16 protein-coding genes and 2 pseudogenes are annotated in these 26826 nt (G+C 62.0%); 10 read left to right on the top strand and 8 right to left on the bottom strand.

Annotated elements, in window-relative coordinates; translation table 11 throughout:
- Positions 1-26 precede the first annotated feature (26 nt).
- The 4 genes and pseudogenes from TU79_RS07890 (at position 27) to TU79_RS07880 (ending at position 4699) form a co-directional block, all read left to right on the top strand.
- Complete coding sequence (locus tag TU79_RS07890; RefSeq protein ID WP_057007471.1) at positions 27-1526, top strand: CoA-acylating methylmalonate-semialdehyde dehydrogenase; 1500 nt, start codon at positions 27-29, stop codon at positions 1524-1526.
- Positions 1527-1775: 249 nt separating this feature from the next.
- Positions 1776-2903: pseudogene (locus tag TU79_RS26860) on the top strand (HAMP domain-containing protein); the annotation flags it as partial.
- A gap of 144 nt (positions 2904-3047) precedes the next feature.
- Positions 3048-3761: a methyl-accepting chemotaxis protein gene (locus TU79_RS26855; RefSeq protein WP_414896202.1), complete on the top strand. Its 714-nt coding sequence runs from the start codon at positions 3048-3050 to the stop codon at positions 3759-3761.
- Positions 3762-3778: 17 nt separating this feature from the next.
- Positions 3779-4699 (top strand): substrate-binding domain-containing protein, encoded by a 921-nt coding sequence (locus tag TU79_RS07880; RefSeq protein WP_057007469.1) that lies wholly within the window; start codon positions 3779-3781, stop codon positions 4697-4699.
- Positions 4700-5012: 313 nt separating this feature from the next.
- On the opposite strand, the gene TU79_RS07875 is transcribed toward TU79_RS07880, so the two are convergent.
- The 4 genes from TU79_RS07875 to xylA form a co-directional block, all read right to left on the bottom strand.
- Positions 5013-6149 carry a sugar ABC transporter permease gene (locus TU79_RS07875; protein WP_057007468.1) on the bottom strand — a complete coding sequence of 379 codons (1137 nt, stop codon included), beginning with the start codon at positions 6147-6149 and terminating at the stop codon, positions 5013-5015.
- Positions 6150-7694 (bottom strand): D-xylose ABC transporter ATP-binding protein, encoded by a 1545-nt coding sequence (gene xylG / locus TU79_RS07870; protein WP_057007467.1) that lies wholly within the window; start codon positions 7692-7694, stop codon positions 6150-6152.
- A 5-nt stretch (positions 7695-7699) separates the two neighbouring features.
- Positions 7700-8701 carry a D-xylose ABC transporter substrate-binding protein gene (gene xylF, locus TU79_RS07865; protein ID WP_057007466.1) on the bottom strand — a complete coding sequence of 334 codons (1002 nt, stop codon included), beginning with the start codon at positions 8699-8701 and terminating at the stop codon, positions 7700-7702.
- 255 nt (positions 8702-8956) lie between these two features.
- On the bottom strand, positions 8957-10273 hold the full coding sequence (gene xylA / locus TU79_RS07860; RefSeq protein WP_057007465.1) for a xylose isomerase: 1317 nt from the start codon (positions 10271-10273) through the stop codon (positions 8957-8959).
- A 221-nt stretch (positions 10274-10494) separates the two neighbouring features.
- Here xylA and TU79_RS07855 point away from each other — a divergent pair, with 221 nt between their 5' ends.
- The 5 genes from TU79_RS07855 to TU79_RS07835 all read left to right on the top strand — a co-directional run bounded on the left by TU79_RS07855 (position 10495) and on the right by TU79_RS07835 (position 15723).
- Complete coding sequence (locus tag TU79_RS07855) at positions 10495-11907, top strand: PAAR domain-containing protein (RefSeq protein WP_057007464.1); 1413 nt, start codon at positions 10495-10497, stop codon at positions 11905-11907.
- On the top strand, positions 11904-12293 hold the full coding sequence (locus tag TU79_RS07850) for a hypothetical protein (protein ID WP_057007463.1): 390 nt from the start codon (positions 11904-11906) through the stop codon (positions 12291-12293). The genes TU79_RS07855 and TU79_RS07850 overlap by 4 nt, the downstream gene beginning before the upstream one ends.
- Positions 12294-12381: 88 nt before the next feature.
- A complete protein-coding gene (locus tag TU79_RS07845; RefSeq protein ID WP_231986846.1) occupies positions 12382-13632 on the top strand; it encodes a XylR family transcriptional regulator in 1251 nt (416 codons plus the stop codon).
- Between the two features lie 103 nt (positions 13633-13735).
- Positions 13736-14869, top strand: coding sequence for a type III secretion protein (locus TU79_RS07840; protein WP_231986845.1), 1134 nt, complete (start codon positions 13736-13738; stop codon positions 14867-14869).
- Positions 14870-14967: 98 nt separating this feature from the next.
- Positions 14968-15723, top strand: coding sequence for a hypothetical protein (locus tag TU79_RS07835; protein ID WP_231986844.1), 756 nt, complete (start codon positions 14968-14970; stop codon positions 15721-15723).
- Here TU79_RS07835 and adeC read toward each other — a convergent pair.
- Both adeC and TU79_RS07825 read right to left on the bottom strand, forming a co-directional pair.
- The gene (gene adeC / locus TU79_RS07830) at positions 15720-17141 is read right to left on the bottom strand and encodes an AdeC/AdeK/OprM family multidrug efflux complex outer membrane factor (RefSeq protein ID WP_057007462.1); all 1422 of its coding nucleotides are present in this window, start codon (positions 17139-17141) and stop codon (positions 15720-15722) included. The two genes, TU79_RS07835 and adeC, sit on opposite strands and share 4 nt — an antisense overlap.
- Positions 17141-17935, bottom strand: coding sequence for a helix-turn-helix transcriptional regulator (locus tag TU79_RS07825; RefSeq protein ID WP_057007461.1), 795 nt, complete (start codon positions 17933-17935; stop codon positions 17141-17143). Before TU79_RS07825 ends, adeC begins: the two co-directional genes overlap by 1 nt.
- Positions 17936-18414: 479 nt before the next feature.
- On the opposite strand from TU79_RS07825, the gene TU79_RS07820 reads away from it, so the two are divergent.
- Positions 18415-24684 (top strand): non-ribosomal peptide synthetase, encoded by a 6270-nt coding sequence (locus tag TU79_RS07820; RefSeq protein ID WP_057007460.1) that lies wholly within the window; start codon positions 18415-18417, stop codon positions 24682-24684.
- Between the two features lie 144 nt (positions 24685-24828).
- On the opposite strand, the pseudogene TU79_RS25980 reads toward TU79_RS07820, so the two are convergent.
- Positions 24829-24948 (bottom strand): annotated as a pseudogene (locus TU79_RS25980) (DUF6124 family protein); the annotation flags it as partial.
- A gap of 353 nt (positions 24949-25301) precedes the next feature.
- Complete coding sequence (locus TU79_RS07815) at positions 25302-26819, bottom strand: ArnT family glycosyltransferase (protein WP_057007459.1); 1518 nt, start codon at positions 26817-26819, stop codon at positions 25302-25304.
- Positions 26820-26826 lie beyond the last annotated feature (7 nt).

The raw sequence follows: 26826 nt of genomic DNA, 5'->3' as shown, positions 1-26826 counted from the left end.
CGCTAATCGACCCGGGATCCGCCGTCATGACCACCACCATCGAGCACTACATCAACGACCAGCGCGTCAGCCGCGATGATCGCTACCAGGACGTCTACAACCCGGCCACCGGCGACGTGACCGGCCGCGTCGCCCTGGCCAGTCGCGACACCGTGGGCGAAGCCGTTGCCGCCGCCCAAGCGGCGTTTGCCGGCTGGGCCGACACGCCGCCGATCCGCCGCGCCCGCGTGTTGTTTCAGTACCTGCACCTGCTGCGTGAGCGCAAGGACGAACTGGCGAGCATCATCGTCGCCGAACACGGCAAGGTGTTCACCGATGCCCAGGGCGAAGTCGACCGTGGCATCGACATTCTCGAATTCGCCTGCGGCATCCCCAACCTGCTCAAGGGCGAACACTCCGACCAGGTCTCCCGTGGCATGGACAACTGGACCCTGCGCCAGCCCCTGGGCGTGGTGGCGGGCGTGACGCCGTTCAATTTCCCGGTGATGGTGCCGATGTGGATGTACCCGATCGCCATCGCCGCCGGCAACACTTTCATCCTCAAGCCCAGCCCTACCGATCCGAGCGCCTCGCTGTTCATGGCCGAGCTGCTGCGCGAAGCCGGCTTGCCCCAGGGCGTGTTCAACGTGGTGCAGGGCGACAAGGAGGCGGTGGACGCGCTGCTTGAACACCCGGACGTCAAGGCCGTGAGCTTTGTCGGCTCGACGCCGATTGCCCACTCCATCTACGAGACCGGCGCGCGCAACGGCAAGCGCGTGCAGGGCCTGGGCGGTGCGAAAAACCACATGGTGGTGATGCCTGACGCCGATATCGAAAAAACCGTCGACGCCTTGATGGGCGCAGCCTACGGCAGTGCCGGAGAGCGCTGCATGGCCATCTCCGTGGCGGTGCTGGTGGGCGATGTGGGCGATAAGGTGGTCGCCGCCCTGACCGAACGTGCCAGGCAGCTGCGCATCACCGATGGCCGCGACCTCAAGGCCGAAATGGGCCCGATTGTTTCCCGTGCGGCGCTGGAGCGTATCAGTGGCTACATCGAACAGGGCGTGCAGGCCGGCGCCCGGTTGCTGCTTGATGGCCGTGATTACGTGCCCTGCGAGCCCGGCCTGGAAAACGGCTTTTGGCTCGGCGCGACGCTGTTCGATCACGTGACCAGCGAAATGAGCATCTATCGCGAAGAAATCTTCGGCCCGGTGCTGGCCTGTATGCGGGTCAATGACTTTGCCGAGGCGGTGCAACGGGTCAACGATCATGAGTTTGGCAACGGTGTGAGCTGCTTCACCCGCGACGGCAATGTTGCCCGTGAGTTTGCGCGGCGCATCGAAGTGGGCATGGTCGGCATCAACGTGCCGATCCCGGTGCCGATGGCGTGGCACGGGTTCGGCGGCTGGAAGAAAAGCCTGTTTGGCGACATGCATGCGTATGGTACCGAGGGCGTGCGCTTCTACACCAAACAGAAGTCGATCATGCAGCGTTGGTCGGAGAGTATCGAGCAGGGTGCGGAGTTTGCGATGCCGGTGTCCCGTTAAGTTCTGCACGTCACAGCTATCCAATGTGTGAGGGGCTCGTTCCCGATAGCGCAGTGTCAGTCACTTTATCCGTGGCTGACCTGCGCTGTCGGAGCAAGCCCCTTCTGCATCTCCCTGGACTGCGTTTTGCTGCCTCAAGTCCCCGCCCGCCGAGCCGATACAGGCACTAGCACGCTGAACGCTCCCGGAATCGGACGTGCACGCCGGGTCGTCGCTCAGGTCAACGAATAAAAATCAAAAGGGGTAGCCATGACCATATTGCAACGCGTGATCGGCGGATTTGCGGTGTTGGTGCTGTTGCTGCTGATCATGGCAGGGATCAGCTATCAGAACACGCAATCCATCGGCAGTCGCTTGTCCATCATCACCGGCCAATCGGCACCCTTGAGCCGGGCCGCCAGTGAGTTGTACGTGCACATCCTGCGCGCCAACCAGGCGTTGCTGGCCATTCAGATCAGCGCCGACCCCAAGCAGATCGAGGACGGCAAGCGCCCGTTTACCGAGAGCATCGCTCAGTTCAACCAGTTGCTCGACAGCACCCTGGCCTATACCGGCGAGCATGAGGCGTTGCGGGCGAACCTGGCGCAGCAGCGTCAGCAGGTAGGGGCCTACGCCGAACAGGCCCAGGCGTTGATGACGTCTCACTTGCAGCATGTGCAGCAGTTGGCGACGACACGCAAACTGCAGGGCTACAGCAGTGCGCAGGCGATGCAGTTGACCAGCTATCTGCGTGATTACATCGCGCAGGCGCGCAGTGCCGGCGAGCCGCAGCAGGTGGCGGCCGCTGAAAAACTGCTGCTGGAAGTCAACAAATCCTACGATGGCTTCGCGGCTCATACCGTCACGCCGGCCGTTGATAAGTTACAGCGCGTGCTCAATCTGCAGGACGAGGTGATCAGCACGCGCGCCCAGGCCCTGACGGCGATTGATCCGAGAGTCGGGCGGATTGCCGGCGTCATGGTCAATCGCCTGCTCACGGACCTGACCGCCCCTGACGGTCTGTTCCAGGCCTATCAGGTGGAGGCGAAACTGGCGGCGCAAGTGCAGCAGCAACGCGATGCCGTTGACGCGGCGCTCAAGGCCACCCTGGAGCGGATTGGCGAGTTCGGCAGCCAGTCTCTGGAGGTCGCCAACCAGGCCAGTCACTCGGCCAATGCCACGATTGGCACCAGCCGCAGCTTGCTGTTGATCGCGTGCGTGCTGGCGGTGCTGGCGGCAGTGGCGATTGGTACCTGGGTCGCGTTCAGCTTGCGGCGTCCGTTGGCGGCCTTTCGCGAAGTGCTCAAGACGCTTACCGCCGGCGACATGCGGGTCAGTTTCGATGTCAGCCGCAAGGATGAGTTCGGTGAGTTGGGCGGTTATCTGAACGAATTGACCCAGGCCTTGCGCAAGACTTTCCGTGAATTGATCAGCTCTGCCGACGCGCTGGCCGTCACCGCTGGAAGCAATGCCTTGAACAGCGAGCAGACCACCCGCGTGGTGGATGAGCAGAAGGAACGCTTGCAATCGGCCGCCTCGGCCATGACACAGATGGAAAGCACGGTCGAAGAGGTCGCGCGGCGCGCGCAGGACACACGCCAGGCGGTGGACGATACGAGTGATCTCACGCACCGGGTGCAGGAGCGCGTGGCCGAGACCATCGTCAATATCCGCCAGCAGGCCGAGCAGGTGAACAAAGCCACGCAGGTGACCGATGAGCTGCAGAAATACGGGCAGAACATCGAGGGCATTGTGGTCGCCATTCGCACCATTGCCGAACAGACCAACCTGCTTGCCCTGAACGCGGCGATTGAAGCGGCCCGTGCCGGCGAGCAAGGGCGTGGTTTTGCGGTGGTGGCCGATGAAGTGCGCTCCCTGGCCAGCCGTACCCAGACCTCGACCAGCGAAATCCAGGACATGATCGGGCTCATGCAGGAAAAAATTCATTCGGTGGTGCACGTCATGAACGAAAGTCAGGTGCAGTCCAGCCAATGCGTGTCCCTGGCCTCGGGTGCCGGTGACCTGTTGCTCTCCATGAGCGGCGCGGTCGACAGTATCCGCGACATGAATATTCAGATTGCCGCCGCCACCGAGCAGCAAAGTGCCACGGTGCAGGAAACCAGTCGGATGGTCATTCAGATCAACGATTCGGCCCAACTGACGGCGAGCGGTGCGGAACAATCCGCCATCAGCAGCCAGGAGCTGTCGGACATGGCCAAAGTGCAGCGCGAGCTGCTCCATCATTTCAGCGTTTGAGCCGCAGGAGTCAGAACATGAAAGCATGGTTAATGCTCGCGCTGGGCGCGACGCTGTTCGTCCCGGGCCTCACCCAGGCCGCCACGCCCTTGCTGGGCGTGGGGATGGCAAAGTTCGACGATAACTTCCAGACCTTGCTGCGCAATGGCGTGCAGCAGCAGGCCGGCGTCATGAACGCCGACATCTTTATGGAGAATGGCAAGGACAGTATCGATTTGCAGATGCGCCAATTCCGTAATCTGGTCAATTCCAGGGTGGATGCGATCATCATTGCGATGGTTGACGGCAAAAGTGCGGCGCAAATGATGCAGTTGGCTTCAGAGGCCAAGATCCCGCTGGTATTCGTCAACCGCCACCCGAACCCGGAAAAGTGGCCGGCGCAGACTGCCTTTGTCGGCTCCAACGAGCTGGAGTCGGGCACGTTGCAGATGGAAGAGTTGGCGCGCCGCGCCGGTTACAAGGGCAACGTAGTGATTCTGGTGGGCGACCCGGCCAACGCGTCCTCCCTGATGCGCACCGAGGATGTGGAAAAAGTCGTCGCCAAATACCCGCAGATGAAAGTCGTACAGAAAAAGGTCGGTAACTGGGAGCGTAGCCAGGCCGCCACCATTGTCATTGACTGGGTCAAGCAGGGCGTCGACTTTTCGATCATCGCGGCCAATAACGACGAAATGGCGATCGGCGCGATCATGGGGCTGGAAAAGGCCGGCAAGCAGGCCAGGGACTATTGGGTCGGCGGTATCGACGGCACCCCGGATGGGTTGAAACTGATGGCTGAGGGCAAGATGGCGGTCAGCGTGTTCCAGGACGCTGCCGGCCAGGCCAGTGGCGCCGTGGACACCGCGCTGCGCCTTGTGCGCGGCGAAGCGCTGGAGTCGACGGTGGTGTGGGTGCCGTTCAAGTTGATCACGCCAGAAAATCGCCAGGCGTTTGAATAGGAACCGGCGTGATTGAGGGGGCGCCCCACATTTGATCTTCGTTACTTTGAGCATTGCGTTCGCTTAACTGACTGGCATCAGGGCTTGCCCCAATGCCGTTCAGTTAAGCGCAAATTCCCTGTGGCGAGCAGGCTTGTCCTGCGTCGGGTTGCGCAGCAGCCCCAAAATCAGGCTCTGAGCAGTGTCAGATACACGGTGTTTTCCTTAATTGGGGGCGCTTCGCACCCCAACGCGGGGCAAGCCCGCTCGCCACATAAGCCCACAAACTTTCCTTAACTGAACGGCATCAGGGCTTGCCCGGCTCCTACAGGTGCTATCGCCGCCCCGTGCGTGTACTCACATCCACCCACACCGCCAGCACCAAGATGCTGCCCTTGACGATCATCTGCCAGTAACTGTCCACGTCCAGCATCGACATGCCGTTATCCAGGCTGGTAATCACCAGCGCGCCCAGCAGCGCGCCATACACCGTGCCCGAACCGCCGCGCATCGAGGTGCCGCCGATAAAGCACGCGGCAATCGCATCCAGCTCTCCCATGTTCCCGGCGGACGGCGACCCGGCCGCCAGGCGCGCGGTATTGACCAGGCCGGCGAGGGCGCACATCACGCCCATGATGCCGAAGATCCACAGCTTCACCGCCTGCACGTTGATACCCGACAGCCGTGTGGCTTCCATGTTGCTGCCCACCGCATACACCCGGCGGCCGAACACGGTCTGGCTGGTGACGTAGCTGAACACCCCGAGCAGCGCCAGCAACAGCAGCACCGGTACCGGGATGCCGTCGTAGCTGTTGAGGGTGGTGACAAACCCGGCCAGCACCGCGCCGATCAGCACCACACGCAGCCCGTCACGCACCGGCGAATGCGCGGTCAGGCCGTGCAGTGCGCGGTTGCGCCGCTGCTTCCAGGTGAGAAACACGGTGAGTGCAAACAGCAAGACCCCAAGCCCGATTCCCACCCCATGCGGCAGATAACCCTGGCCCACATACACCAGCGACGGCGACACCGGCGCGATGGTGGTGCCGCCGGTGATCCCCAGCAGAATCCCGCGAAACGCCAGCATGCCGCCCAAACCGACAATGAACGAAGGGATGCGCAGATACGCCGTCATATACCCGTTGGCCAGGCCGATCATCAGCCCGCACAACGCCACCAGGCTCAGGTTGGCCAGCAGCGGGACGTGATACACCACGTCGAGAATCGCCGCCAGCCCGCCCAGCAACCCGAGCAACGAGCCCACCGACAAATCGATCTCGCCGCTGATGATCACCAGCACCATGCCGCACGCCAGAATCCCGGTGATCGACATCTGCCGCAGCAGGTTGGACAGGTTGCGCGGCGTGAGAAAACCGCCTTCGGTCTGCCAGCTGAAAAACAGCCAGATGAACGCCACGGCGATCACCAGCGCGAGCATTTTGTAGCGGGTAAAAAGCTGTTTGACCTGATTCATCTAGGCGGTCTTCCGATCATTATTGTTTTGGCTGAGCGCGGCGGCGAGCACCTGTTCCTGGGTGAGGCCTTGGTTGACGAAGTCGCCGCGCAGCTGGCCGTCGCCGATCACCAGCACGCGGTTCGAAACGCCCAGCACTTCGGCCAGTTCCGACGACACCATGATGATCGCCACACCCTCGGCTGCCAGTGCGACCATCAGTTTATAGATCTCATATTTGGCGCCCACGTCCACCCCGCGCGTGGGCTCGTCGAGGATCAGCACCTTGGGTTTGGCCATCAGCATTTTCGCGAGCACCGCCTTTTGCTGGTTGCCGCCGGAGAGGCTGGTGATTGGCAAAAAGGGGCTGGCGGTTTTCAGGTGCATGCGCGCGATCTGCTGGTCGATGCTGCCCAGTTCGGCCTCGGCATCGATGCGCGTCAGGTGCGCATAGGTGTCGAGCACCGCCAGGGTGATGTTCTGGCCCACGCCCAGGTCGGGGATGATGCCCTGGCGCTTGCGGTCTTCGGGCACCATGCACAGCCCGGCGCGGATCGACTTGAGCGGCGTGCGCGTGTCGATCACGTCGCCGTCCAGCCACACCTCGGCGCTGTAGCGTCCGGGGTAGGCACCGAACAGCGCCGACACCAGCTCCGTGCGCCCGGCGCCCACAAGACCTGCGATGCCGAGAATTTCGCCACGCTTGAGCACGAAGGAAATATCGTCGACACGCTTGCGCCTGGGGTTGTCCACGTCGTAGCAGGTGACGTGGCGCGCTTCGAAGATCACTTCGCCCACCGCATCAGGCCTGGCGGGGTAGAGGTTGCTCATTTCGCGCCCGACCATCTGCGTGATGATCTGCGGAATATCCATGTCGGCCATGGCCGTGGTTGCGATGTGCTTGCCGTCGCGGATCACCGCGATGGTGTCACACACCGCCGCCACTTCATCGAGCTTGTGAGAGATGTACACGCAGGCCACGCCCTTGGCCTTGAGCCCCTTGATGATGTCGAGCAGCACCTCGATTTCGGAGCGGGTCAGGGCCGAGGAGGGCTCGTCGAGGATCAACAGGCGCGCCTGTTTGTTGAGGGCCTTGGCGATCTCCACCAGTTGCTGATAGCCGCCGCCATACTGCGACACCGGCAGCGCCACGTTCATGTCCGGCACCTTCAGTTCACGCATCAGGGCTTCGGCGCGGTGCAGCATCGCCGGGTAGTTCATGCGCCCGCCGGGCAAGGTCAGTTCGTGGCCCATGAAGATGTTTTCGGCCACGGAAAGGTCCGGCACCAGCGTCAGTTCCTGGTGGATGATGACGATGCCGGCGGCTTCGGTCTCGCGGATGGACTGGGCCTGAAGCGGCTGCCCGTCCCAGAGGATTTCGCCCTCCCAGGTGCCGTGCGGGTAGACCGCCGACAGCACCTTCATCAGCGTGGATTTGCCGGCACCGTTCTCGCCGCACAGGCCCACGCACTCGCCGGGGCGTACCTTGAGATCGATGCCGTTCAGCGCATTGACACCGCCAAAACGTTTGACGATGCCGTTCATTTGCAGCAGGTAGTCGGCCATGACGGTCACTGCCCGCCGATCTGCTCTTTGGTGTAGAAGCCGTCCTTCACCAGCAGGTCCACATTGGCCTTGGTCAGCGGGGTCGGCGTCAGCAGAATGGTGTCGACCTTTTTACTGCCATTGTCGTACTGCGAGCTGTAGGCCGGTTTTTCGCTGCGGGCCAGTTGCACCGAAAGTTTGGCGGCTTCGGTGGCGATCAGCTTGAGCGGCTTGTACACGGTCATGGTCTGGGTGCCGTCGATCACGCGCTTGATCGCGGCGAGGTCGGCGTCCTGCCCGGAGATCGGCACCTTGCCCGCCAGTTTCTGCGCGGCCAGGGCCTGGATGGCGCCGCCGGCGGTGGCGTCGTTGGAGGCGACGATGGCATCGATCTTGTTGTCGTTACGGGTCAGGGCATTCTCGACGATGCTCAGGGCTTCGGTAGGGTTCCATTCCTTGACCCACTGCTGGCCGACAATCTTGATATCGCCTTTGTCGATGGCCGGTTGCAGCACCTTCATCTGGCCTTCGCGCAGCACCTTGGCGTTGTTGTCGGTGGGCGCGCCGCCAAGCAGGAAGTAATTACCCTTGGGCGCTGCCTGCAGCACGCCGCTGGCCTGCATTTCGCCGACCTTTTCGTTATCGAAGGAGATGTAGGCGTCGATGTCTGCGTTGAGAATCAGGCGGTCATAGGACACCACCTTGATGCCGGCCTTCTTGGCCTCGGCGACCGCGTTGGTCAGCACCGTGGCGTTGAACGGCACGATCACGATCACGTCGACACCCCGGGAGATCAGGTTTTCGATCTGGGAAATCTGCTTTTGCTCATTGGCATCGGCCGATTGCACAAACACCTTGGCATCGAGCTTTTCCGCCGCCGCCACGAAGTAATCACGGTCGCGGGACCAGCGCTCCAGACGCAGGTCGTCAATGGAAAAGCCGATCTTCGGATGCGCAGGGTCGGCCATCACCGGCAGGGCGAGCATCGCCAGGGTGGCGGCAAGCAGGGTACGTTTGAATGACTTCATGGTGGTGCGTCCTTTTATTGTTGTTGGAAGACTCTAGGCAAACACATTACTGGTCGTGGCGAGCGGGCTTGCCCCGCGTTGGGGCGCGAAGCGGCCCCCAATTCATACACCGCAGTTTTACCTGATACAACCGAGGCGTCTGGTTTCAGGGCCGCTTCGCAGCCCAACGCGGGGCAAGCCCGCTCGCCACAACAAGCCCGTTCGCCACAATGAACCCGCTTGCCACAGAAGCAGGCTCACCACACAAGCCAAACCTCACCGATAGATAAACCGGTTGACCACACCCTCCAGCATCTCCTGCCGCCCACTCACGGCCTGCGGGTTGAGCTCATGGGTGAACGCATGCTCGGCCAGCGACTCAAGGCTGAACTCACCGGCCAGCACCGCCTGGCCAAGGGGCTGTTGCCAGCCGGCATAGCGCTGATCCTTGAACTGCTGCAGCGTGTCGTTCTGCACCATCGCCGCCGCCCGCTCCAGCGACAGGGCCAGCACGTCCATGGCCGCGACATGCCCATGGAACAGGTCCACTTCGTCCAGGCTCTGGCGACGCACCTTGGAATCAAAGTTATAGCCGCCGTTTTTGAATCCGCCAGCCTTGAGGATCTCATAGGTGGCCAGGGTCATTTCCTCGACGCTGTTGGGAAACTGGTCGGTGTCCCAGCCGTTCTGCGGGTCGCCACGGTTGGCGTCGATACTGCCGAAAATGCCCAGGGACACGGCCGTCGCGATTTCATGGTGAAAACTGTGCCCGGCCAGCGTTGCGTGGTTGGCCTCGATATTGACCTTGATCTCATGCTCCAGCCCGTACTCGTGCAGGAAGCCGAACACCGTGGCGCTGTCGTAATCGTACTGATGCTTGGTCGGCTCCTGAGGCTTGGGTTCGATCAGCAGGTCGCCCTTGAAGCCGATCTTGTGCTTGTGCTCCACCACCATGCGCATGAAACGGCCAAGCTGTTCACGCTCGCGCTTGAGGTCGGTGTTGAGCAGGGTTTCATAGCCTTCACGGCCGCCCCACAGCACATAGTTGGAGCCCTTGAGTCGCAGCGTGGCATTCATCGCACTGAACACCTGGGCGGCGGCCCAGGCAAACACTTCCGGGTCCGGGTTGCTCGCGGCGCCGGCGGCGAAGCGCGGGTTGCTGAAGCAGTTGGCGGTGCCCCACAGCAGCTTGATACCGCTCTGCTCCTGATGGTGCTCCAGATGGTCGACCATCTGCGCAAAGTGGTTGCGGTATTCCTTGAGCGAGCTGCCCTCGGGCGCCACATCGGTGTCGTGAAAGCTGTAGTAGTCGATGCCCAGCTTGGAGAAAAACTCGAAGGCCGCATCCGCCTTGCCAATGGCGACTTCCATCGGATCACCGCTGCGCTGCCACGGCCGCTTGAAGGTGCCTGCGCCAAACACATCCGCGCCTGGCCACACAAAGGTGTGCCAATAACAGACGGCCATGCGCAGGTGTTCGCGCATGGGTTTGCCGAGGATCAGCTTGTTGGCATCGTAATGGCGAAAGGCGAGGGGGGCGTCGCTGTCTGGGCCTTCGAAGCGAACCTTCTCGACACCGGGGAAGTACGGCATGGCGTTTTCCTTATTGTTCTTGGCGGTGTCTGGATACTAGCAACGGCCCGTGGCCTGCCGATTATGAAAATCACCAAGGTGTGGTGCGATTTTGAGTGGCTGATGAAACGCAGGCCCGGTAGTACATGATTTGGGGAAGCGTCTGACTTTACGTCCAGAGAGTGCCTCTTCAAAGTTTCAGGGAAGATTGTCGGCTGGCCCGAATAGAACAAGGAAACGTTATGAGCGCAGGTCATTTCATTGGTCTCGGTGACAAAACCACCTGTGGCGGGGAGGTGCTGGATGGGGATAACCGCATCAACTTCTATGGCCTCCTCCACGCTTATGAAGGAGATCGGGTCAGTTGCGGGAAAGATGGCCACACCTATCCCATCATTGGCGGCATTGCCCATATCAACAATGACGGCAGGCTCATGGCCGGTACGCTGGATAGTCACAGTGGCTGCCCTTGTAAAGCCCGGTTGATACCGTCGGTCCACACGGCCACCTACGAGAGCCGGAACACGGCACCACGAACTTCCAGTGGGGCATCCGGGCCGCCCCGAACAATGGCCGAAAGCCCGCAGGTTGCGCTCTCTCACAGCGCTTACAACGCTTCGAGCACCGCGACCCCGGCAGCATTCAACGGCGTACAAGGGGAGGACCCCGGCTTTTACATCGTGCCCCAAAGCACCTCCCGCGAGGCGTTGGAGGCCACACTTTTCCCGGCAATCGATCCGGCCGTAATGCGCAAGTTCCAAGCGCTCAACCCCAACATGGGCACTGTGAAAGCCGGCTCGCTGATCGTGCTCAGCGATCCGAATAACAGCGCCTGCACCTATCAGGAAGCGCAACTGATGCGGGCTGCTCAACAGGTTGAGGCGTCACTGGAATCCCTGACGCCTGAGGAAGCCGACTTTATGCATCGCCATGGGCCTGAAATTGCCGGTTTCATCGGCCATGGCTCGACCTGGCTGGGCGTCAGTGCGGTGGTGATGGAAAAGCATCTGAGCAATCTGCGCGGTACCCTTCAGGCTATCGAACGTTTGCATCAGCAAAGCTATCGCCTGCACGGCCACCTCCAATCGCCACAGTTCTTTGCGGATCGCCAGCGGCTTCTGAAACAGCTGGATGCGCACTTGGTGAATTCCACTCGCTTGCGCGGCCAGACAACCCTGGGCGATCACCCGAAGTTGAAAGCGGCCCTGGGTATATCTAGTCGAAGCCTGGTGCATCACTGGGACAAGGCAGGTGGGCCGGGGCAGATTCCGGGGTATGCCTCTCATGTGGAGGCGGTTAGTCGTGCCACGAAGTATATGAAGGCAGGGGGGTACATCGGCATTGGGCTTGGCGGGGTGTCTTCGTTGTTGGCGGTTAAGCAGGTGTGTAATGGGGATTCCGGTGCAGCATGTGAGAAGGTTAAGTTTACCGAAGGAGGAAAATTCGTCGGGTCAACCACTGTAGGTGGTGCAACCGGATTGGCAGCCAGCTATGCCAGTACTGCGGTCTGCGTTGCGCTTGGCGTCACAACAGGGGTAGGTGGTGTTATTTGCGTTGCTGCTGTTGTAGGTACCGGCGCATGGGTGGGTACGACTTACGGTGGTAAAACGGGTGAGTACTTAGGTGAAAAAATTTACGAGGCCAGACAACCATGACCAGTGTTGATACTTGGCCTCCTTGGATTGCAATCATTGTTACAGGTGGGCCAATTTTTCTCGCAGTTGCTGGCGTTACCTTTAGTTTTTACCTAAGTCGTCGGCACCTGGAGTCTATGAAAGAGGCACTGAGGAACAGTCGCTTTATTTATATATGTGGGACAAGCCTGGGAAAGAGGGGGGTAATCTGGTCGCTTTGGGAAATATCAAAAATTGCCGGAATGGTGACGTTGCCAAAGGCGTCTCTTCGCATCGGAGAACTGGACCCCGTCGATCTCAAAAATTTTCCTCCTCACCTAAAACGCCTGTTGGCCATCAATATGATGATGTTGATCGGTTCCGTCTTTTGGTCAGTAGTTGCAGCCATGCTGGTGGAATTTAGGTAAGTTAAGCGGGCCTCATCCCAGGTCCGCTATCCTTGGCAGTCAGACCTCTGCGTACCTGTTTGCACCGACCGGCCCCAGGATAAAAACAATGAAAACCCTACCGCCCGTCCACCGCATCGCCTTGCTCTTCAACGGCAGCAAAATCTACGACCGCGGCATCATCGCGGGCATCGGCAATTACCTGAGCAGCACCCGCGCGTCCTGGGATCTGTTTCTGGAAGAGGATTTCCTGTGCCGCCTCAAGGGCATCGAGCGCTGGCAGGGCGATGGCATCATTGCGGATTTCGATGACCCGCTGATCGGCGAGGCGCTGGCCGGGAGCACGTTGCCGGTGGTGGCGGTGGGGGGCTCCTACGAGGATGTGCGCGCCTATCCCAAGGGCATTCCCTACGTGGCCACCGATAACCATGCGCTGATGAAGCTCGCCTACGAACACCTGATCGAGGCCGGGCTGACCCGGTTTGCCTGTTTCAGCCTGCCCGAAGCCCAGGCCAATCGGTGGGCCCAGGAACGTGAGAAGGCCTTTCGTGGGCTGATGCAGCGCGACGGTCTGGCGGTGCAGATCTATCGCGGCCTGGGCACCAGCGCGCCGCTGTGGGACAGCGCGGTGGAGCAGCAGATCGCCTGGCTGCACAGCCTGCCCAAGCCCATCGGCATTATCGCCGTCACCGACGCCCGCGCCCGGCAGCTCTTGCAGGCGTGTCTCACGGCGGGCATTGCGGTGCCGGAGCAGGTCGCCCTGATCGGCATCGACAACGACCCGCTGACGCGCACGCTTACGCGGGTGCCGCTCAGTTCGGTGATCCAGGGCACCGAGACCATGGGCCGCACCGCCGCCGCGTTGCTGCACCAGATGTTGCACGGCAAACCCTGCACGGGCACCCAGGTGCTGGTGCCGCCGGATGCGATCAACGTGCAGGCCTCCAGCCTGCATCAACCACTGGGCAATCCGTATGTGATGCAAGCCCTGTTGTTTATTCGCCAGTACGCCTGCCAAGGCATCAAGACTGCGCAGGTAGCAGCCTATGTGGGCGTGTCGCGTTCTTCCCTGGAAGCGCACTTTCGCAAGGTGCGCGGCTGCAGCGTGCATGACGAGATCCTGCGCTTCAAGCTCGCCGCGGCTGCCAAGGGGTTGGGCAACCAGGCGCTGGCGATTGCCGATATCGCTTCACGTTGCGGCTTTACTTCGGCGCAGTATCTGCACACGGTGTTTCGGCGTGAGTTTGGTTGTACACCGCGTCAGTTCCAGCAGGGCCGCGTGCCTTCGGACAAACAGGCCGAGCCTGCGGATTTCTCCGATGGTAATTGTTTGAAATCGAAGGTCGTTGTTACGTATTAGCCCGCGGGTGGCCGGAACGATCATCTTCGATTCGCCACGCAAAAGTACCCACGTTGACGGGTTGACCTTTTATTTTAATTACCGAGACTTGAATGTCATGTTCATGAGTTCTGCGTACAACAATCGTCTGATGATGTTTTCATTGGGCGGTAAAAATCCCGCGCGCATTAGCAAAATGCCTGAGTCGATCAATAATCAACCGGCGGCGAGTCATAACGTTAATCCTCTTCCACAGTTCTCGGCACTTAGCGAGATTGGCCACCATTTAACGGCGCAGGAAAAAGATCCCGAGTTGGCTGCCTTGTTGAAGATGTACGACGCATTGGTCAGTGCATTGAATAAATGGATGGCCAGGGATAAAACGCTGCCCAGTCCACTGCCGCTCATGGATGTCGCGCCCGCTCCGCGCGCTGAGCCGGTGTCCACGGACAATGTCTGGCGCAGTAGGCTGGCACCGTTCATGGAACGGTCAAATCTGGCAGCGACCCGTACCCATTTTGATGGCGAACTGACGGAGATGTTTGCAGATGAGCACTATGAACCGCTGACGAACTTCTTATCGACAACACCCAAAGGACAAAAGCCGGACGACATTGTCAATGGACTGCGTGCGTCATACGAAAACTATCCTTACTTGGGCAGCTCTGGCAGGGAAGAACATATAGGCGCCATCAAAGTTGCAATGATGACGTGTGGACAGAGCCCGGCCAGTGTATTTGAGGACGTGGTGGAAACCGGGGACGGCTACAGCATCACGATGAGAGATGGTGTCGAACTCACTATATCGATTGAAGAGTTGAACCTGGCGTTCAGGGCTGCAAAGTTCAGCGGTGGCGATGAAGGAATGGTCAAGGATGCCTGCTTTCTGTTTGCCGTGATGAACAAGCGCAAGAGCCTTGAGCAGGACGCTCAAAAGGCTTCGGATCCCTTCATGAAACTGTATGGCGAGGACAGTGCCTACCACGCGCACCGCACCTATCCGGGCGTGCTGGCGTCGGCGGGCGAGGGCATTGATGGGGACTCGGCGTTGTATTTGCTGGGCTTGAAAGAGCACATCAGGGTGGTCGATGCGCAAACGCTGGGTTCGCGAGCAGGCGTGCCGGTGAAGTCAGGCGGCAGCCATAAAAACGGCGTCATCATCGATGGTGTAATGGAGGGGCAGCTCTATAACAGACCCGTCTCACCTTCCTTGAAAGTTGTCGTGCTGGCCGACTGGCCGCGCCGGTCACAAAATTGAGGTGAAAAATGCTGGGGCTTAACGTGTATTTTGGAAGGACCGATTTTTCCACAGCGCATACGTCGATTGAACCTGCGTCGAGGCGCAACGTAGCGGGTTTGATCAACGCGCTGGGCGTGTTGGGCGAACGGCTCAGGCAATTGTCCGAACACAAGGGCGTGCGACATGGCACCACCCACCCAGTGAATCGCCTGCGCATCACACAGGCTAAAATGCTGGGTCCGGGGGCCGTCGACATTGGCCGGTTTATCCGCGGTACGGCGGCGAACATCGGCATAAAACCCGCTGATATATTCACGGACTTTTATCAGAACCATGAAAGGAACTGCGTCACCATTTCCGCAATCAAGGCCGCCATGATGAGGTTCGGCCACAACCCCCACGGCATCTTCAAGCGCGTCCAGGTGACCGCCACGGGGTTTGGCATTGTCATGCGCGATGCCTACAGACTGCACATCAGTTACGCAGAGTTGGAGCAAGCCCAAAAAGCCTCGGACTTCAAGGCCAGCAGGCCCAATGACGTGCTGATCAATGCGCAGTTCCTGTATGCCGTCAGCGCCAAGCGTGCCCAGTTGGAAAACAATGATGGCGTCGGCAACCAGAGCTACGCTGCGGCCCTGGCCAGCTTGAACGATGGCGAGTATCCAGGGCAGGCCCTGCGCCGCCTGGGCCTGAAGAACTACGTGGCGCCGGCCACTCTTGAAGACTTCAGGCAGGGGGCCATCGGCACGGTCGCTGACTCGGTGCATTCAATGGCCGTCATCAACGGCAAGCTGGATGACTACGGAAGGGCATCCGAGTTGCGCGAATCGGACTGGAGCAACCGCTCAGCGATCGGGCTGAAACTGCTCTAGGGCGCAGCGGCCAGGCGCGGGGCTTCGGCCCACGCGCCCCCCAGCGCCGCGTACAGGTTCACCTCTGCCACCAACTGCGCCAGTCGATCCACAATCAGCGCCTGCTGTGCACTGAACAGCGAGCGTTGTGCGTCGAGGAACGTCAGGTTGCTGTCCACTCCGCTGCGGTAGCGGTGCTGGGCGAGGTCGTAATAGCGCTGGCTGGCGGCCACAAAATCCCGTTGCGCGTTGAGCTGGTCGACGAATGTCTGGCGCGCGGCGAGGCCATCGGCCACTTCCTGAAAGGCGGTCTGGATCGATTTTTCGTACTGGGCCACCGTGATGTCTTTTTGCAGCCTGGCGTAATCAAGGCTGGCACGCAGGCTGCCGGCGTTGAAGATCGGCAGGTTGATCTGCGGCTGGAACGTCCAGGTGCCCGAACCGCCCTTGAACAACCCCGACAGCTCGGTGCTGGCGCTGCCGGCATTGGCCGTGAGGCTTACCGAGGGGAAAAACGCAGCGCGCGCGGCACCGATATTGGCGTTGGCGGCCTGCAACTGGTATTCGGCCTGGAGGATATCCGGGCGGCGCTGCAGCAGGTCCGAGGGCAGGCCGGCGGGCACCCGCGCTACCAGGTCGTCGGCCAGCGGGCGCGACGGCAGGCTTGGGTCCACCGGGCCGCCGACCAGCACGGCGAGGCTGTTGAGGTCCTGGGCCACCTGGCGCTGGTAACGGGCCACGCTGGCGCGGGTACTTTCGACACTGGTGCGCGCTTGCACCACATCCACCGCCGAGGCCTTGCCCGCGCTTTTGCTGCGGTCGGTGAGGTGCAGGCTGCGTTCGTTGGCGGCCAGGGTTTGCCGGGCCAGGTCCAGCAGTTCCTGATCGGCGCGCCACGTGAGGTACGCGTTGGCGACATTCGCCACCAGGCTCAACTGCGCGCTGCGCCGGGCCTCTGCGGTGCCCAGGTAGGTGAGCATCGCCTGTTCGCTGAGGCTGCGCACACGGCCGAACAGGTCCAGTTCATAGGCGCTGATGCCCAGGGTGGCCGAATAGCTGGAGGTGATCGCCGACTTTCCGCTGCCCGTCGCAGCCCCCGGCACTTTCTGGCGCTTGCCGGCACCGGTGGCGGACACCGCCGGGAACAGGTCGGCACGCTGGATGCGGTACTGCGCCTGGAACGCCTCGACGTTCAGCGCCGCCACCCGCAGGTCGCGGTTGTTGACCAGTGCATCCTTCATCAGCTGTTGCAGCGCCGGGTCATGGAACAGGTGCTGCCAGTCCGAGGTGGTTTGCGTGCCCGCTTGCGCCTGGCGATACACCCCGTCCTGAGGGTAATGCTGCGGCACCGGTGCCTGGGGCCGGTGGTACTCGGGAATCAGCGAACAGCCGCCGAGCAGGCAGGCCACCCCGACGGCCGTGAGTTTGACTCTGTTCATCAAGCACCCACCATCCATTTGGCCAGGCCATGGCGGCCGCTCACACCCAGTTTGGCGGCGGCGCGCTTGAGGTAGGTTTCGACCGAACTGTTTTTCACGCTGAGTTTTTCTGCCATTTGCGGCACGGTGCCGCCGGTCAACAGGCCCAGGCAGACTTCCTGCTCCCGCGCCGACAACGTGATATCGCTCAGTGACAGGCGCTTGTAAAACTCACGCTGCAATTGCGATTGCTCCAGCGGGTTATGCACCGGTTCCATGCTGCTCTGCGGCGCCTGGTGAAGCAACTGGGCATGACGCTCCAGCAACGGCAGCAGGGTGTCCGACAGGCACTTGAGAAACGACAGTTCCGCCAGGGAAAACCCACGCTCGGCCGGCGGGCGGTAGAACGAAATCACCTGGCGCCGATTGCCCTGGCGCGCCACGAGATTGCACTGGTGCGAGGTGCCACGCGGGTGCGCGCTGTTGGGTTGAGCGCGCATCTGAATCAGCAGCGGGTCCTGCATGCGCAGCATCTCTCGCAGCAGCGGATGGTCCTTGAGCGGGTGCAGGGTCTGGGGCGCAGACAGCTCGCTTTTGAGGCCAGCACTGCCCAGCAGCTTGATATCGAGCACGCGGTCGCGCAGTTCGTCGAGGGTCCACTCGCTGAGATCCACCATGTGGATCGGCACCCATTTGTCCACCAGGTGCAGCATGTGGGCGGCGAAATCTTCCTGGCCGCTGTTTGAAATCAGTTCACCCATTTCGGCATAGAAATGCGGGCTGGTTGTGTTGCTCATGGTGCGCGTCAGACTCATAGCCATCTCATCCTTGATGTCGAAAACCGTCATCGGGCGCCCGGGGGTCTGTGCGGGGCGCGCCGTACTGCTTGAACGTGACTCGGCGTTCGAGAACTCATTTAGCCATATGGATTTGTCCTACGTATGTAGCGGAAACGTGGGACACAACCTGCCATAAAAGCACCGTCATTAATTCGACGGTTCTGTCAGGTATTTCCGCATACGAATACCCCTCTCGGATTTTTATATATTTTTAACGTGATGATTTAAAAGAAAAATTTAGTTTTTTTGCGGGGATGTCTAATTGCCAGCCTCGGGCAGATATAGCCAATTTCCTACAGCGCTTTAATCGTTTCAGCGGTGAACGTTCAGGCGGACCGGATCCATTCATTTGGATGTCCGGGTTTGGGGTGTCAGGCAGATCCATGTCCCCATGCTCCAATCCGGCAATTTCGCCGTGATGGACCTCCCTGGCGACCTCCCATGAGAAGGATCTTATGCTGCACATTTCCAGCCCGTCGCCCAGCTTTCCGCTCACCGCCGCCCAGCAGGATATCTGGCTGGACCAACAGCGCGCGGGCAACTCACCGCTCTACAACATTGGTGGTTTTCTCGATTTTGCCGGCCCAGTGGAGCCCGCACTGATTCAGCAGGCGATCGAGCAACTGGTAGCCCTGCACGATGGGTTGCGCACCCAGTTGTTCAGCGACGCCGACGGCCTGCCACGCCAGCACTTCGCTGCAGCACTGACGGTAGAGGTGGCATGGCATGATTGTTCGTCTTTACCCGAGCCGCAGGTTGCCGCCCAGGCCTTGATGCAGGCGCAGATGGCCCGGCCCTATGCATTGCAGGACGAGGCGTTGTTCCGCTTTTTTCTGGTCAAGCTCGATGCTGACCGCTACTGGCTCGGCACCCAGGCCCATCACCTGATTCTCGACGGCTGGGGCTTCGGTCAGATGCTGCAATCCCTGGCGCAGCTCTACACGGCTCTGACGCGAGGCCCGCAGCCGCAACCGACGGCGCCGTCATACATCGACTTTATCGACGCCGACCAGCACTACCGGCAGTCACCGCGTTACACCCGCGACCGTACGTACTGGCTGGACAAATACCAGACCCTGCCCGAGCCGCTGCTGACGCCACGGCACACCGCTTCAGCGCCGAGCAACACACTGGTGCAAGGGTTTCCCGTGGTGTTGCTGCACCGCATGGAAAATGTCGCCAACCGTTATCAGGCCTCGGCGTTCCATGTGTTGCTGGCGGCCTTATATGTGTATTTCACCCGCGCCCATCAGCGCGATGAATGGGTGGTGGGGCTGCCGATGCTCAACCGTGCCAATGCGCGTTTTCGCGCGACCGTGGGGATGTTTGCTCAGGTCAGTGCGGTACGTTTTCAATTCAGCGAGCAGCTGTCTTTCGGCGAACTGGTGCGTGGCGTGCGCGACCAGCTCAAGCAGGACATGCGCCACCAGCGTTTCCCCTTGAGCGAGATGAACCGTGAGCTGGGCCTGCGCCGTACGGATCGCGGCCAGCTGTTCGAGGTGTCGGTGTCCTATGAGCAGGACGACCATGACCTGCGTTACGGCGAGGTCCAGGCCCGCGCCATCAAGGTCTCCAACCACCACGAAGCGCTGCCGATTGCCATGCACCTGCGCCGCAATCGTGCGCAGGACACTGCAAGCCTGCATTGTGTGTACAACGAAGCGTATTTCAATAACGACGAGGTTCAGGCACTCGCCCAGCGCGTCACCGGGTTGCTGGAACAGGGCCTGGAGGACACGGCGCTCGCCCTCGCCGAATTGTCCCTGATTACCCCGGCCGAGCAGGCGCAACTGCAACAGTTCAACGCCACCGCCCAGCCCGATACTCAGCCGAGCACCCTGCATGCGCGCATTCAAGCCCAGGCTGCGCGCACGCCGCAGGCCGTGGCTGCGGTGTATCAGGGCCGGCAACTGAGCTATGCCCAGCTCAATCAACAGGCCAATGCCCTGGCCCATCAGCTCATCGAACAGGGCGTGCAGCCGGACGATCGTGTGGTGATCCTGGCCCGGCGCGGGCTGGACACCCTGGTGGGGCTGCTGGCAATTCTCAAGTCCGGCGCCTGCTATGTGCCGCTGGACCCGGCCCATCCCGCCGAACGCCTCAACTACCTGCTGCACGACAGCGCACCCGTTGCCGTGCTGACCCAGCACGACCTGCGCCAACGCCTGCCTGCGCTGGACGTACCGGTGATCGAACTGGACCGTCCCGCGCTGCACCTGGGCACCAACCCTGACGTGGCGGTGCAGCCCACGCACCTTGCCTACGTGATCTACACCTCCGGCTCCACCGGCCTGCCCAAAGGTGTGATGGTCGAGCACCGCAGCGTGTCGAACCTGGTGGACTGGCACTGCCGGGCCTTCAACCTGCACGCGGGCAGCCACACCGCCAGCGTCGCCGGGTTCGGCTTCGATGCGATGGCCTGGGAGGTGTGGCCGGCCCTGTGCGTGGGCGCCACGCTGCACCTGCCGCCGGCCCATGACGGTGCCGAAGACATCGACGCGCTGCTCGACTGGTGGCGCGCCCAGCCGCTGGATGTGTGCTTCCTGTCCACGCCGGTGGCCGAGTACGCCTTCAGCCAGCGCCTGGAACACCCGACCCTGCACACCTTGCTCATCGGTGGCGACCGTCTGCGCGCGTTCCACCGTGGGCAAAGCTTCGACGTAATCAACAACTACGGGCCCACCGAAGCCACGGTGGTCGCCACCTCCGGAAAGGTTGAAGTGGGAAGCCTGCTGCATATCGGCGCGCCCGTCGCCAATGCCCAGGTCTACGTATTGGATGCCCGGCAACGCCTGCTGCCCATCGGCATTGCGGGTGAGTTGTATGTCGGCGGCCAGGGCGTGGCGCGCGGCTACCTGAACCGCCCGGACCTCAGCGCCGAACGTTTTCTGGATGACCCGTTCAGCGCCGGCCGCATGTACCGCACCGGCGACCTGGCGCGCTGGCTGCCCAATGGCAACCTTGAATACCTGGGGCGTAATGACGACCAGGTGAAAATTCGCGGCGTGCGCATCGAACTCGGGGAAATCGAAACCGCTCTGGCCGGCCATCCCGCCGTCAAGGAGGCCGTGGTGCAGTTCCGCGAGGGACAACTGCTGGCCTGGTTCATCGAGCATCACCCTATCGATATCGACGCCCTGCGCGCCCACCTGCAAACGTCGCTGCCCGACTACATGGTGCCCGCCGCCTACGTGAAGCTGACCAGCCTGCCCCTTACCGCCAACGGCAAACTCGACCGCAAGGCGTTGCCGGCACCGACCCAGGATGCCTTTGTCAGCCGCCGTTACGAAGCCCCGCACGACGGCGCGGAAACCACCCTGGCGCAGATCTGGGCCGAGCTGTTGCAGGTGCGGCAAGTGGGCCGGCATGATCATTTCTTCGAGCTGGGCGGGCACTCGCTGCTGGCGGTGCAGCTGGTGCAGCGCATGCGACAGGCCGGGCTGCATGCCGACGTGCAGGTGCTGTTCGGCCAGCCCACCCTGGAGGCGCTGGCAGCCGTCAGCCAGGGCCGCGAAGTAGCGGTGCCGGCCAACCGAATTGCGCCAGGTTGCACCCACATCACCCCGGACCTGCTGGCCCTCGCCGAACTCGACCAACCCAGCATCGACCGCATCGTCGCGGGTATTCCCGGCGGCGCGGCGAATGTGCAGGACATCTACCCGCTGGCGCCGTTGCAGGAGGGCTTGCTCTACCACCACCTCACCGATGAGCGCGATCCGTACCAGCAGCACGCGATGTTCAGCTTTGTCCGGCGCGAACAGCTCGATGCCTTTGCCCAGGCCCTGCAACAGGTGATCGACCGGCATGACATCCTGCGCACCAGCCTGGCCTGGGATGCGCTGGAGCAACCGATGCAGGTGGTGTGGCGCAAGGCGCACTTGCGCGTCGCGCCGCTGGGCGACACCGAGGAACCGCTGGACCTGCGCCTGGCGCCGCTGATGGCCCTGGACTACGCCGAACAGCCGCAGCAGCAACGCTGGATTGCGCGATTGCGCTTTCATCACCTGGTCAACGACGCCACCTCGACCACCGTGCTGGTGGATGAGATTCGCGCGCACCTGCTCGGCCAGCAGGCGCAACTGCCGGCGCCGGTGCCGTATCGCAATGTGGTCGCGCAGAGCCGCTTGCCGGCGCGCCAGGCCGCGCACGAGGCGTTTTTTCGTGAGCGTCTGGCGGATGTCGACGAACCGACATTGGCGTTCGGCCTGCAGGAGCGCCAGGCCAATCGCGCCGACAGTGAAGAGGCCGAACAGGCCCTCGACGAGCACCTCAATCAATGCGTGCGCGAACAGGCCCGCGCCCTGGGCGTGAGTGCCGCGAGCCTGTTTCACCTGGCTTGGGCGCAGGTGCTCAGCCGTGTGTCGGGCCGCGATGACGTGGTGTTCGGCACCGTATTGCTTGGTCGCCTGCAGGCGGGCGAAGGCGCCGACCGCGCCTTGGGCATGTTCATCAATACACTGCCGTTGCGGGTGCAACTGGCCGGGCAAACTGTGGTGGATGCGCTGAGTGACACCCACGCCCAACTGAGTGCCTTGCTCGTTCACGAGCAGGCGTCACTGGCGCTGGCCCAGCGTTGCAGCAGCGCCTCGCCGTTGTTCAACAGCCTGCTCAATTACCGGCATGCCTCGGCCGACCCCGAGTTGAAGCTGGTGCCTGGCATTGCCTTGCTCAGCAGTGAGGATATTCTCAGCTACCCGCTGATGCTCACGGTGGACGCCACCGCCGAGGGGTTTCGCCTCAAGGCCAAGGCGCCGCGCAAGGTCGGCGCCGGCCGGCTGCTGGCTTACCTCGACACGGCCGTGCACGGCCTGGTGCAGGCGCTCGAGCGGGTGCCGACGTCGCCGCTGCGCGACGTGCCGGTGCTGCCCGCCGACGAGTTGCACACCTTGCTGGTGGACTTCAACGCCACCGACACCGTCTACCCCGACACCCTCAGCGTGCAGGCGCTGTTCGAGGCGCACGCACGGCAGACTCCCCACGCCATCGCGGTGCAGGCCGGCGAACAACAGCTGAGCTACCAACAGCTCAACGAGCGCGCTAACCAGTTGGCCTACCACCTGCGTGAGCGCGGGGTACGGCCCGATGCGCGGGTGGCGCTGTGCGTCGAGCGCGGGCTGGACCTGGTCGTGGGCCTGCTGGCGATTCTCAAGGCCGGCGGCGCTTACGTGCCGCTGGACCCGGGCTACCCGCGCGAGCGCCTGGCCTACATGCTGTACGACAGCCAGCCGGTGGCGCTGCTGGTGCATGCCGCAACGCGCGACCTGCCGGGCGACGTGTCGATCCCGCTGATCGACTTCGACTGCTGCGCCTGGCGCCACGCGCCGACCGGTAATCCGTTGGTGCCGGGCCTGAGCGCCGCCAACCTGGCCTACGTGATGTACACGTCCGGCTCCACCGGCACGCCCAAAGGCGTGATGATCGAGCACCGCGGCCTGAGCAACCTGATGCACTGGGGCTCCACACTGTGCCCGAACGCTGAAGGCGGCGCGCTGCTGCAACGCGCGCCGTTCAGCTTCGACGGCTCGGTGTGGGAGCTGTTCTGGCCGCTGACCAACGGCATGCGTCTGGTGCTGGCGCGACCCGACGGGCATCGGGAACCGGCGTACCTGGCGCACGTGATTCGCGAGCAGCGCATCAGCGTGATCAAATTCGTGCCGGCGATGTTGCAGCAGTTCCTTGAACTGGACGAGTCGGCGCTGTGCACCAGCCTCACCGACGTGCTGTGCGGCGGTGGCGAACTCACCGAAGCCCTTGCCCGTGGCGTGCAGGCACGCTTGCCGCAGGTGCGCCTGCACAACGTCTATGGCCCCACCGAGGCCACCGTCGACAGCAGCGCCTGGACCCTTGAACCCGGCGCACCGGTGCCGGCGCTGCAACTGCCGATCGGCCGCGCGATCAACAACACCCGCCTGTATGTGCTGGACGACCACGACGCGCCGGTGCCGCTGGGCGTCAGCGGCCAGTTGCATATCGGTGGCGTTGGCGTGGCGCGCGGATACCTGGGCCTGGCGCAGATGACCGCCGAGCGCTTTATCGACAGCCCGTTCGTGGCCGGTGACCGCCTGTATCGCACCGGCGATCTGGTGCGTTACCTGCCGGACGGTAATCTGGCGTTTCTGGGGCGCAATGACTTCCAGGTCAAACTGCGCGGCGTGCGCCTGGAGTTGGGCGAGATCGAATCACGCCTGCTGGCGCACCCGGCGTTGCGTGAAGTGGCGGTGTTGATCCGTGAAGAGCGGCTGGTGGCGTATTTCACCGTGCGCGAACAGGCGCCGAGCCTTGAAGCGCTGCGCATCCATGTGCTGGAGCAGTTGCCCGAGTACATGGTGCCGGCGGCCTTCGTGCAACTTGATACGCTGCCGCTGAACCCGGCGGGCAAACTCGACCGCAAGGCCCTGCCGGAACCGGGCCTGGAAGCGGTGATCAGCCGCGCCTACGAGGCGCCGCAGGGCGAGGTGGAAACCACCATGGCCGCGATCTGGGCCGACGTGCTGAAGCTGGAACGGGTGGGGCGCCACGACCACTTTTTCGAGCTGGGCGGGCATTCCCTGCTGGCGGTAAACCTGGTGGCACGTCTGCGCAAGGCCGGGCTGGAAGTGGATGCGCGCACCCTGTTCAGCCAGCCGACACTGGCACAACTGGCAGCGCGCACCCAGGCGCAGGTGCAGCGAGTGGAAGTGGCGCAAACCACCATTCCGCAGCTCAACCGCCGCCGCAGACTTTGAGGGTTTGAAATGCGCTGAACCTGATCTTGAAATACGCTCCCTGTGGGAGGGGGCTTGCTCCCGATGGCAGTGGGTCAGCCAATGATTGGCTGACTGATTCACCGCCATCGGGAGCAAGCCCCCTCCCACATTTTTTGCGCGTGTTCAGGCAGTGGTTTTTGGGTTGTTCATGCAGTGGATAGAGCGATCCACCGTGGTCCTGGCAATCTCCAGCAAATGCCACACCGCCAGAATCTTCGCCCGCTCGGGGCTCTCCAGGTGCTCACTGTACAAACCATGACCAAATGCCATTAACCAACACCCCTATGGATTGCGGTCAATGTGGGAGATTCGGCCAGCGCTGTCGCGCAGCAAACTGGAGCCTTCCTGACGAACGGATTTTTTGTGGCGAGCGGGCTTGCCCCGCGTTGGGGTGCGAAGCGCCCCCAATTGAAGAAACCGCGGTGTACCTGACACTGTGCAGAGCATTGTTGTGGGGCTGCTGCGCAGCCCAACGCGGGGCAAGCCCGCTCGCCACCGGGCAAGCCCTAATCAGTTTTTTGCGCGACAGCGCTAAGTCGAAGATTTGGCGGAGCCTCCCACACTGGATAGTCAGTGTCTGTAAGCACCGGGTCGCTTCATTTACTCACTGGAATAAACCCCACACTCCCACCTTCACGCTTGTGAAAAAACCGCTCCCCATTATCCGGCTGGGTAACGATCACTTGGTGATCTACTCCCAGAAACGCCAGCGGCGTCGGGTCGTCTTTGGAGAACTGCGCGATGATGATGGTGTGCTGTGGATCAAATTCCTGGCTGCTGGTTTTCTCCAGCCAGGCCATGAACGCGGCGCTGTCGCCCTGGCGCGGGAAGTTTTGGGTTTCGCTGACGTAGTAGAAGGGTTTGCCGCCATTGTTCAGGTACATCGGCAGTTTGTTGTCGACTTCCACCAGCACCATCTGCCACTGATCCCACGGTGCTGTTTTCACCGCCTGTGCTTTCACATCCTCGACAAATTGCGTCACGCCGCCATTGCCGTTGGTCCAGGGATACACCACTCCGATCACCAGCAGCATCAGGCCGACAGCGAAGCCAAAGCCTTTTTGCCAGCGCGGCCAACCGGCGGGTTTTTTCGCCAGGCGTTCGCTCAACCACCACGCTGCCAGCAGTTGGGCGAAAGGCACCAGGGGCAGCACGTAGTAGCTGCGTCGGCTGCCGCTGGCGGTAAAGAACACGAACAACAGGCCCAGGCCCCACACCAGCCAGCGCACATTGGGCGGCGTGTCGCGCCAGTGGCGCAGCGCCAGCCACAGGCCGAGCATCCAGCAGGGTGCCCAGGGCAGGGTGTACGCCGGCAGGTAGATCAGGTAGGTGTAGATCGGCCCCATATGGTCGAAGGGGTCGAAGAAGCGCACCACGTTTTCCTTGAACACCAGCTCCAGGCCGCTTTCGCCATAGGTGGGTGCGCCATAGAGATGGGACAGTATGAAGGGAATCGCGTAGAACGCGCCGGCGATAATCACGGCCAGCAGGAGGCGCAGGTTGAAATGGCGTTTGTAGCGCTGCTCGCTGAGCAGGTGCGGTAACAGCACCAGGCCCGGCAGCACGAAACCGATCAAACCCTTGAACAATGACGTCGCCGCCAGCAGCAGAAAAAAGACCGTGTAGCGCCCCAATCGGGTGTCGTCCGGCCCGCGCCAGTACCACCACACGGCGGCCAGCACGCCGCACACCGTGAGCACATCCGCCGTGGCCACTCGCGCCCAGAATAGAAAATAGAACGTGGTGGCCAGCATCCAGCCGGCAATCAGCCCGGTGCCCTTGCGAAACAGGCGTTCGCCGATCAGGTACACCAGCCAGATGCTCAACCATGCGGCGATCACTGACGACAGGCGCAGCGACCACGGGCCAAGGCCGCCCATCAGGTTGGCAAAGCCGGTGATCAGCCAGTAGGAGGGCAGGGGTTTGTCGTAGTACGGAGCGCCCTTGAGATAAGGGTCGAAGTAGTCGCCGCTTTGCAGCATCTGCAGGGCGATATTCGCCCAGCGTGTTTCCGGTCCCCACAGGTCGCGGCTGCCCAGGCCCAGCAGCAGGAGCAGGGCTGATACGCCCAGCAGCAACAGCAGGGCGCCGCGTTCGGTTTTCCAGAAACTCATGGGTATT

The sequence above is a fragment of the Pseudomonas trivialis genome (assembly GCF_001439805.1).
GTDB lineage: Bacteria > Pseudomonadota > Gammaproteobacteria > Pseudomonadales > Pseudomonadaceae > Aquipseudomonas > Aquipseudomonas trivialis.
The sequence above is the reverse complement of the archived record's forward strand: the minus strand, read 5'-3'. Positions and strand labels throughout refer to the sequence as shown.

What these genes read in the sequence shown, in the direction of transcription:
- TU79_RS07890 (WP_057007471.1), top strand. Translation starts at nt 27, where the DNA reads ATGACCACCACCATCGAGCACTACATCAACGACCAGCGCGTCAGCCGC.
- TU79_RS26855 (WP_414896202.1), top strand. Translation starts at nt 3,048, where the DNA reads ATGACACAGATGGAAAGCACGGTCGAAGAGGTCGCGCGGCGCGCGCAG.
- TU79_RS07880 (WP_057007469.1), top strand. Translation starts at nt 3,779, where the DNA reads ATGAAAGCATGGTTAATGCTCGCGCTGGGCGCGACGCTGTTCGTCCCG.
- TU79_RS07875 (WP_057007468.1), bottom strand. Translation starts at nt 6,149, where the DNA reads ATGAATCAGGTCAAACAGCTTTTTACCCGCTACAAAATGCTCGCGCTG.
- xylG (WP_057007467.1), bottom strand. Translation starts at nt 7,694, where the DNA reads ATGGCCGACTACCTGCTGCAAATGAACGGCATCGTCAAACGTTTTGGC.
- xylF (WP_057007466.1), bottom strand. Translation starts at nt 8,701, where the DNA reads ATGAAGTCATTCAAACGTACCCTGCTTGCCGCCACCCTGGCGATGCTC.
- xylA (WP_057007465.1), bottom strand. Translation starts at nt 10,273, where the DNA reads ATGCCGTACTTCCCCGGTGTCGAGAAGGTTCGCTTCGAAGGCCCAGAC.
- TU79_RS07855 (WP_057007464.1), top strand. Translation starts at nt 10,495, where the DNA reads ATGAGCGCAGGTCATTTCATTGGTCTCGGTGACAAAACCACCTGTGGC.
- TU79_RS07850 (WP_057007463.1), top strand. Translation starts at nt 11,904, where the DNA reads ATGACCAGTGTTGATACTTGGCCTCCTTGGATTGCAATCATTGTTACA.
- TU79_RS07845 (WP_231986846.1), top strand. Translation starts at nt 12,382, where the DNA reads ATGAAAACCCTACCGCCCGTCCACCGCATCGCCTTGCTCTTCAACGGC.
- TU79_RS07840 (WP_231986845.1), top strand. Translation starts at nt 13,736, where the DNA reads ATGAGTTCTGCGTACAACAATCGTCTGATGATGTTTTCATTGGGCGGT.
- adeC (WP_057007462.1), bottom strand. Translation starts at nt 17,141, where the DNA reads ATGAACAGAGTCAAACTCACGGCCGTCGGGGTGGCCTGCCTGCTCGGC.
- TU79_RS07825 (WP_057007461.1), bottom strand. Translation starts at nt 17,935, where the DNA reads ATGAGTCTGACGCGCACCATGAGCAACACAACCAGCCCGCATTTCTAT.
- TU79_RS07820 (WP_057007460.1), top strand. Translation starts at nt 18,415, where the DNA reads ATGCTGCACATTTCCAGCCCGTCGCCCAGCTTTCCGCTCACCGCCGCC.
- TU79_RS07815 (WP_057007459.1), bottom strand. Translation starts at nt 26,819, where the DNA reads ATGAGTTTCTGGAAAACCGAACGCGGCGCCCTGCTGTTGCTGCTGGGC.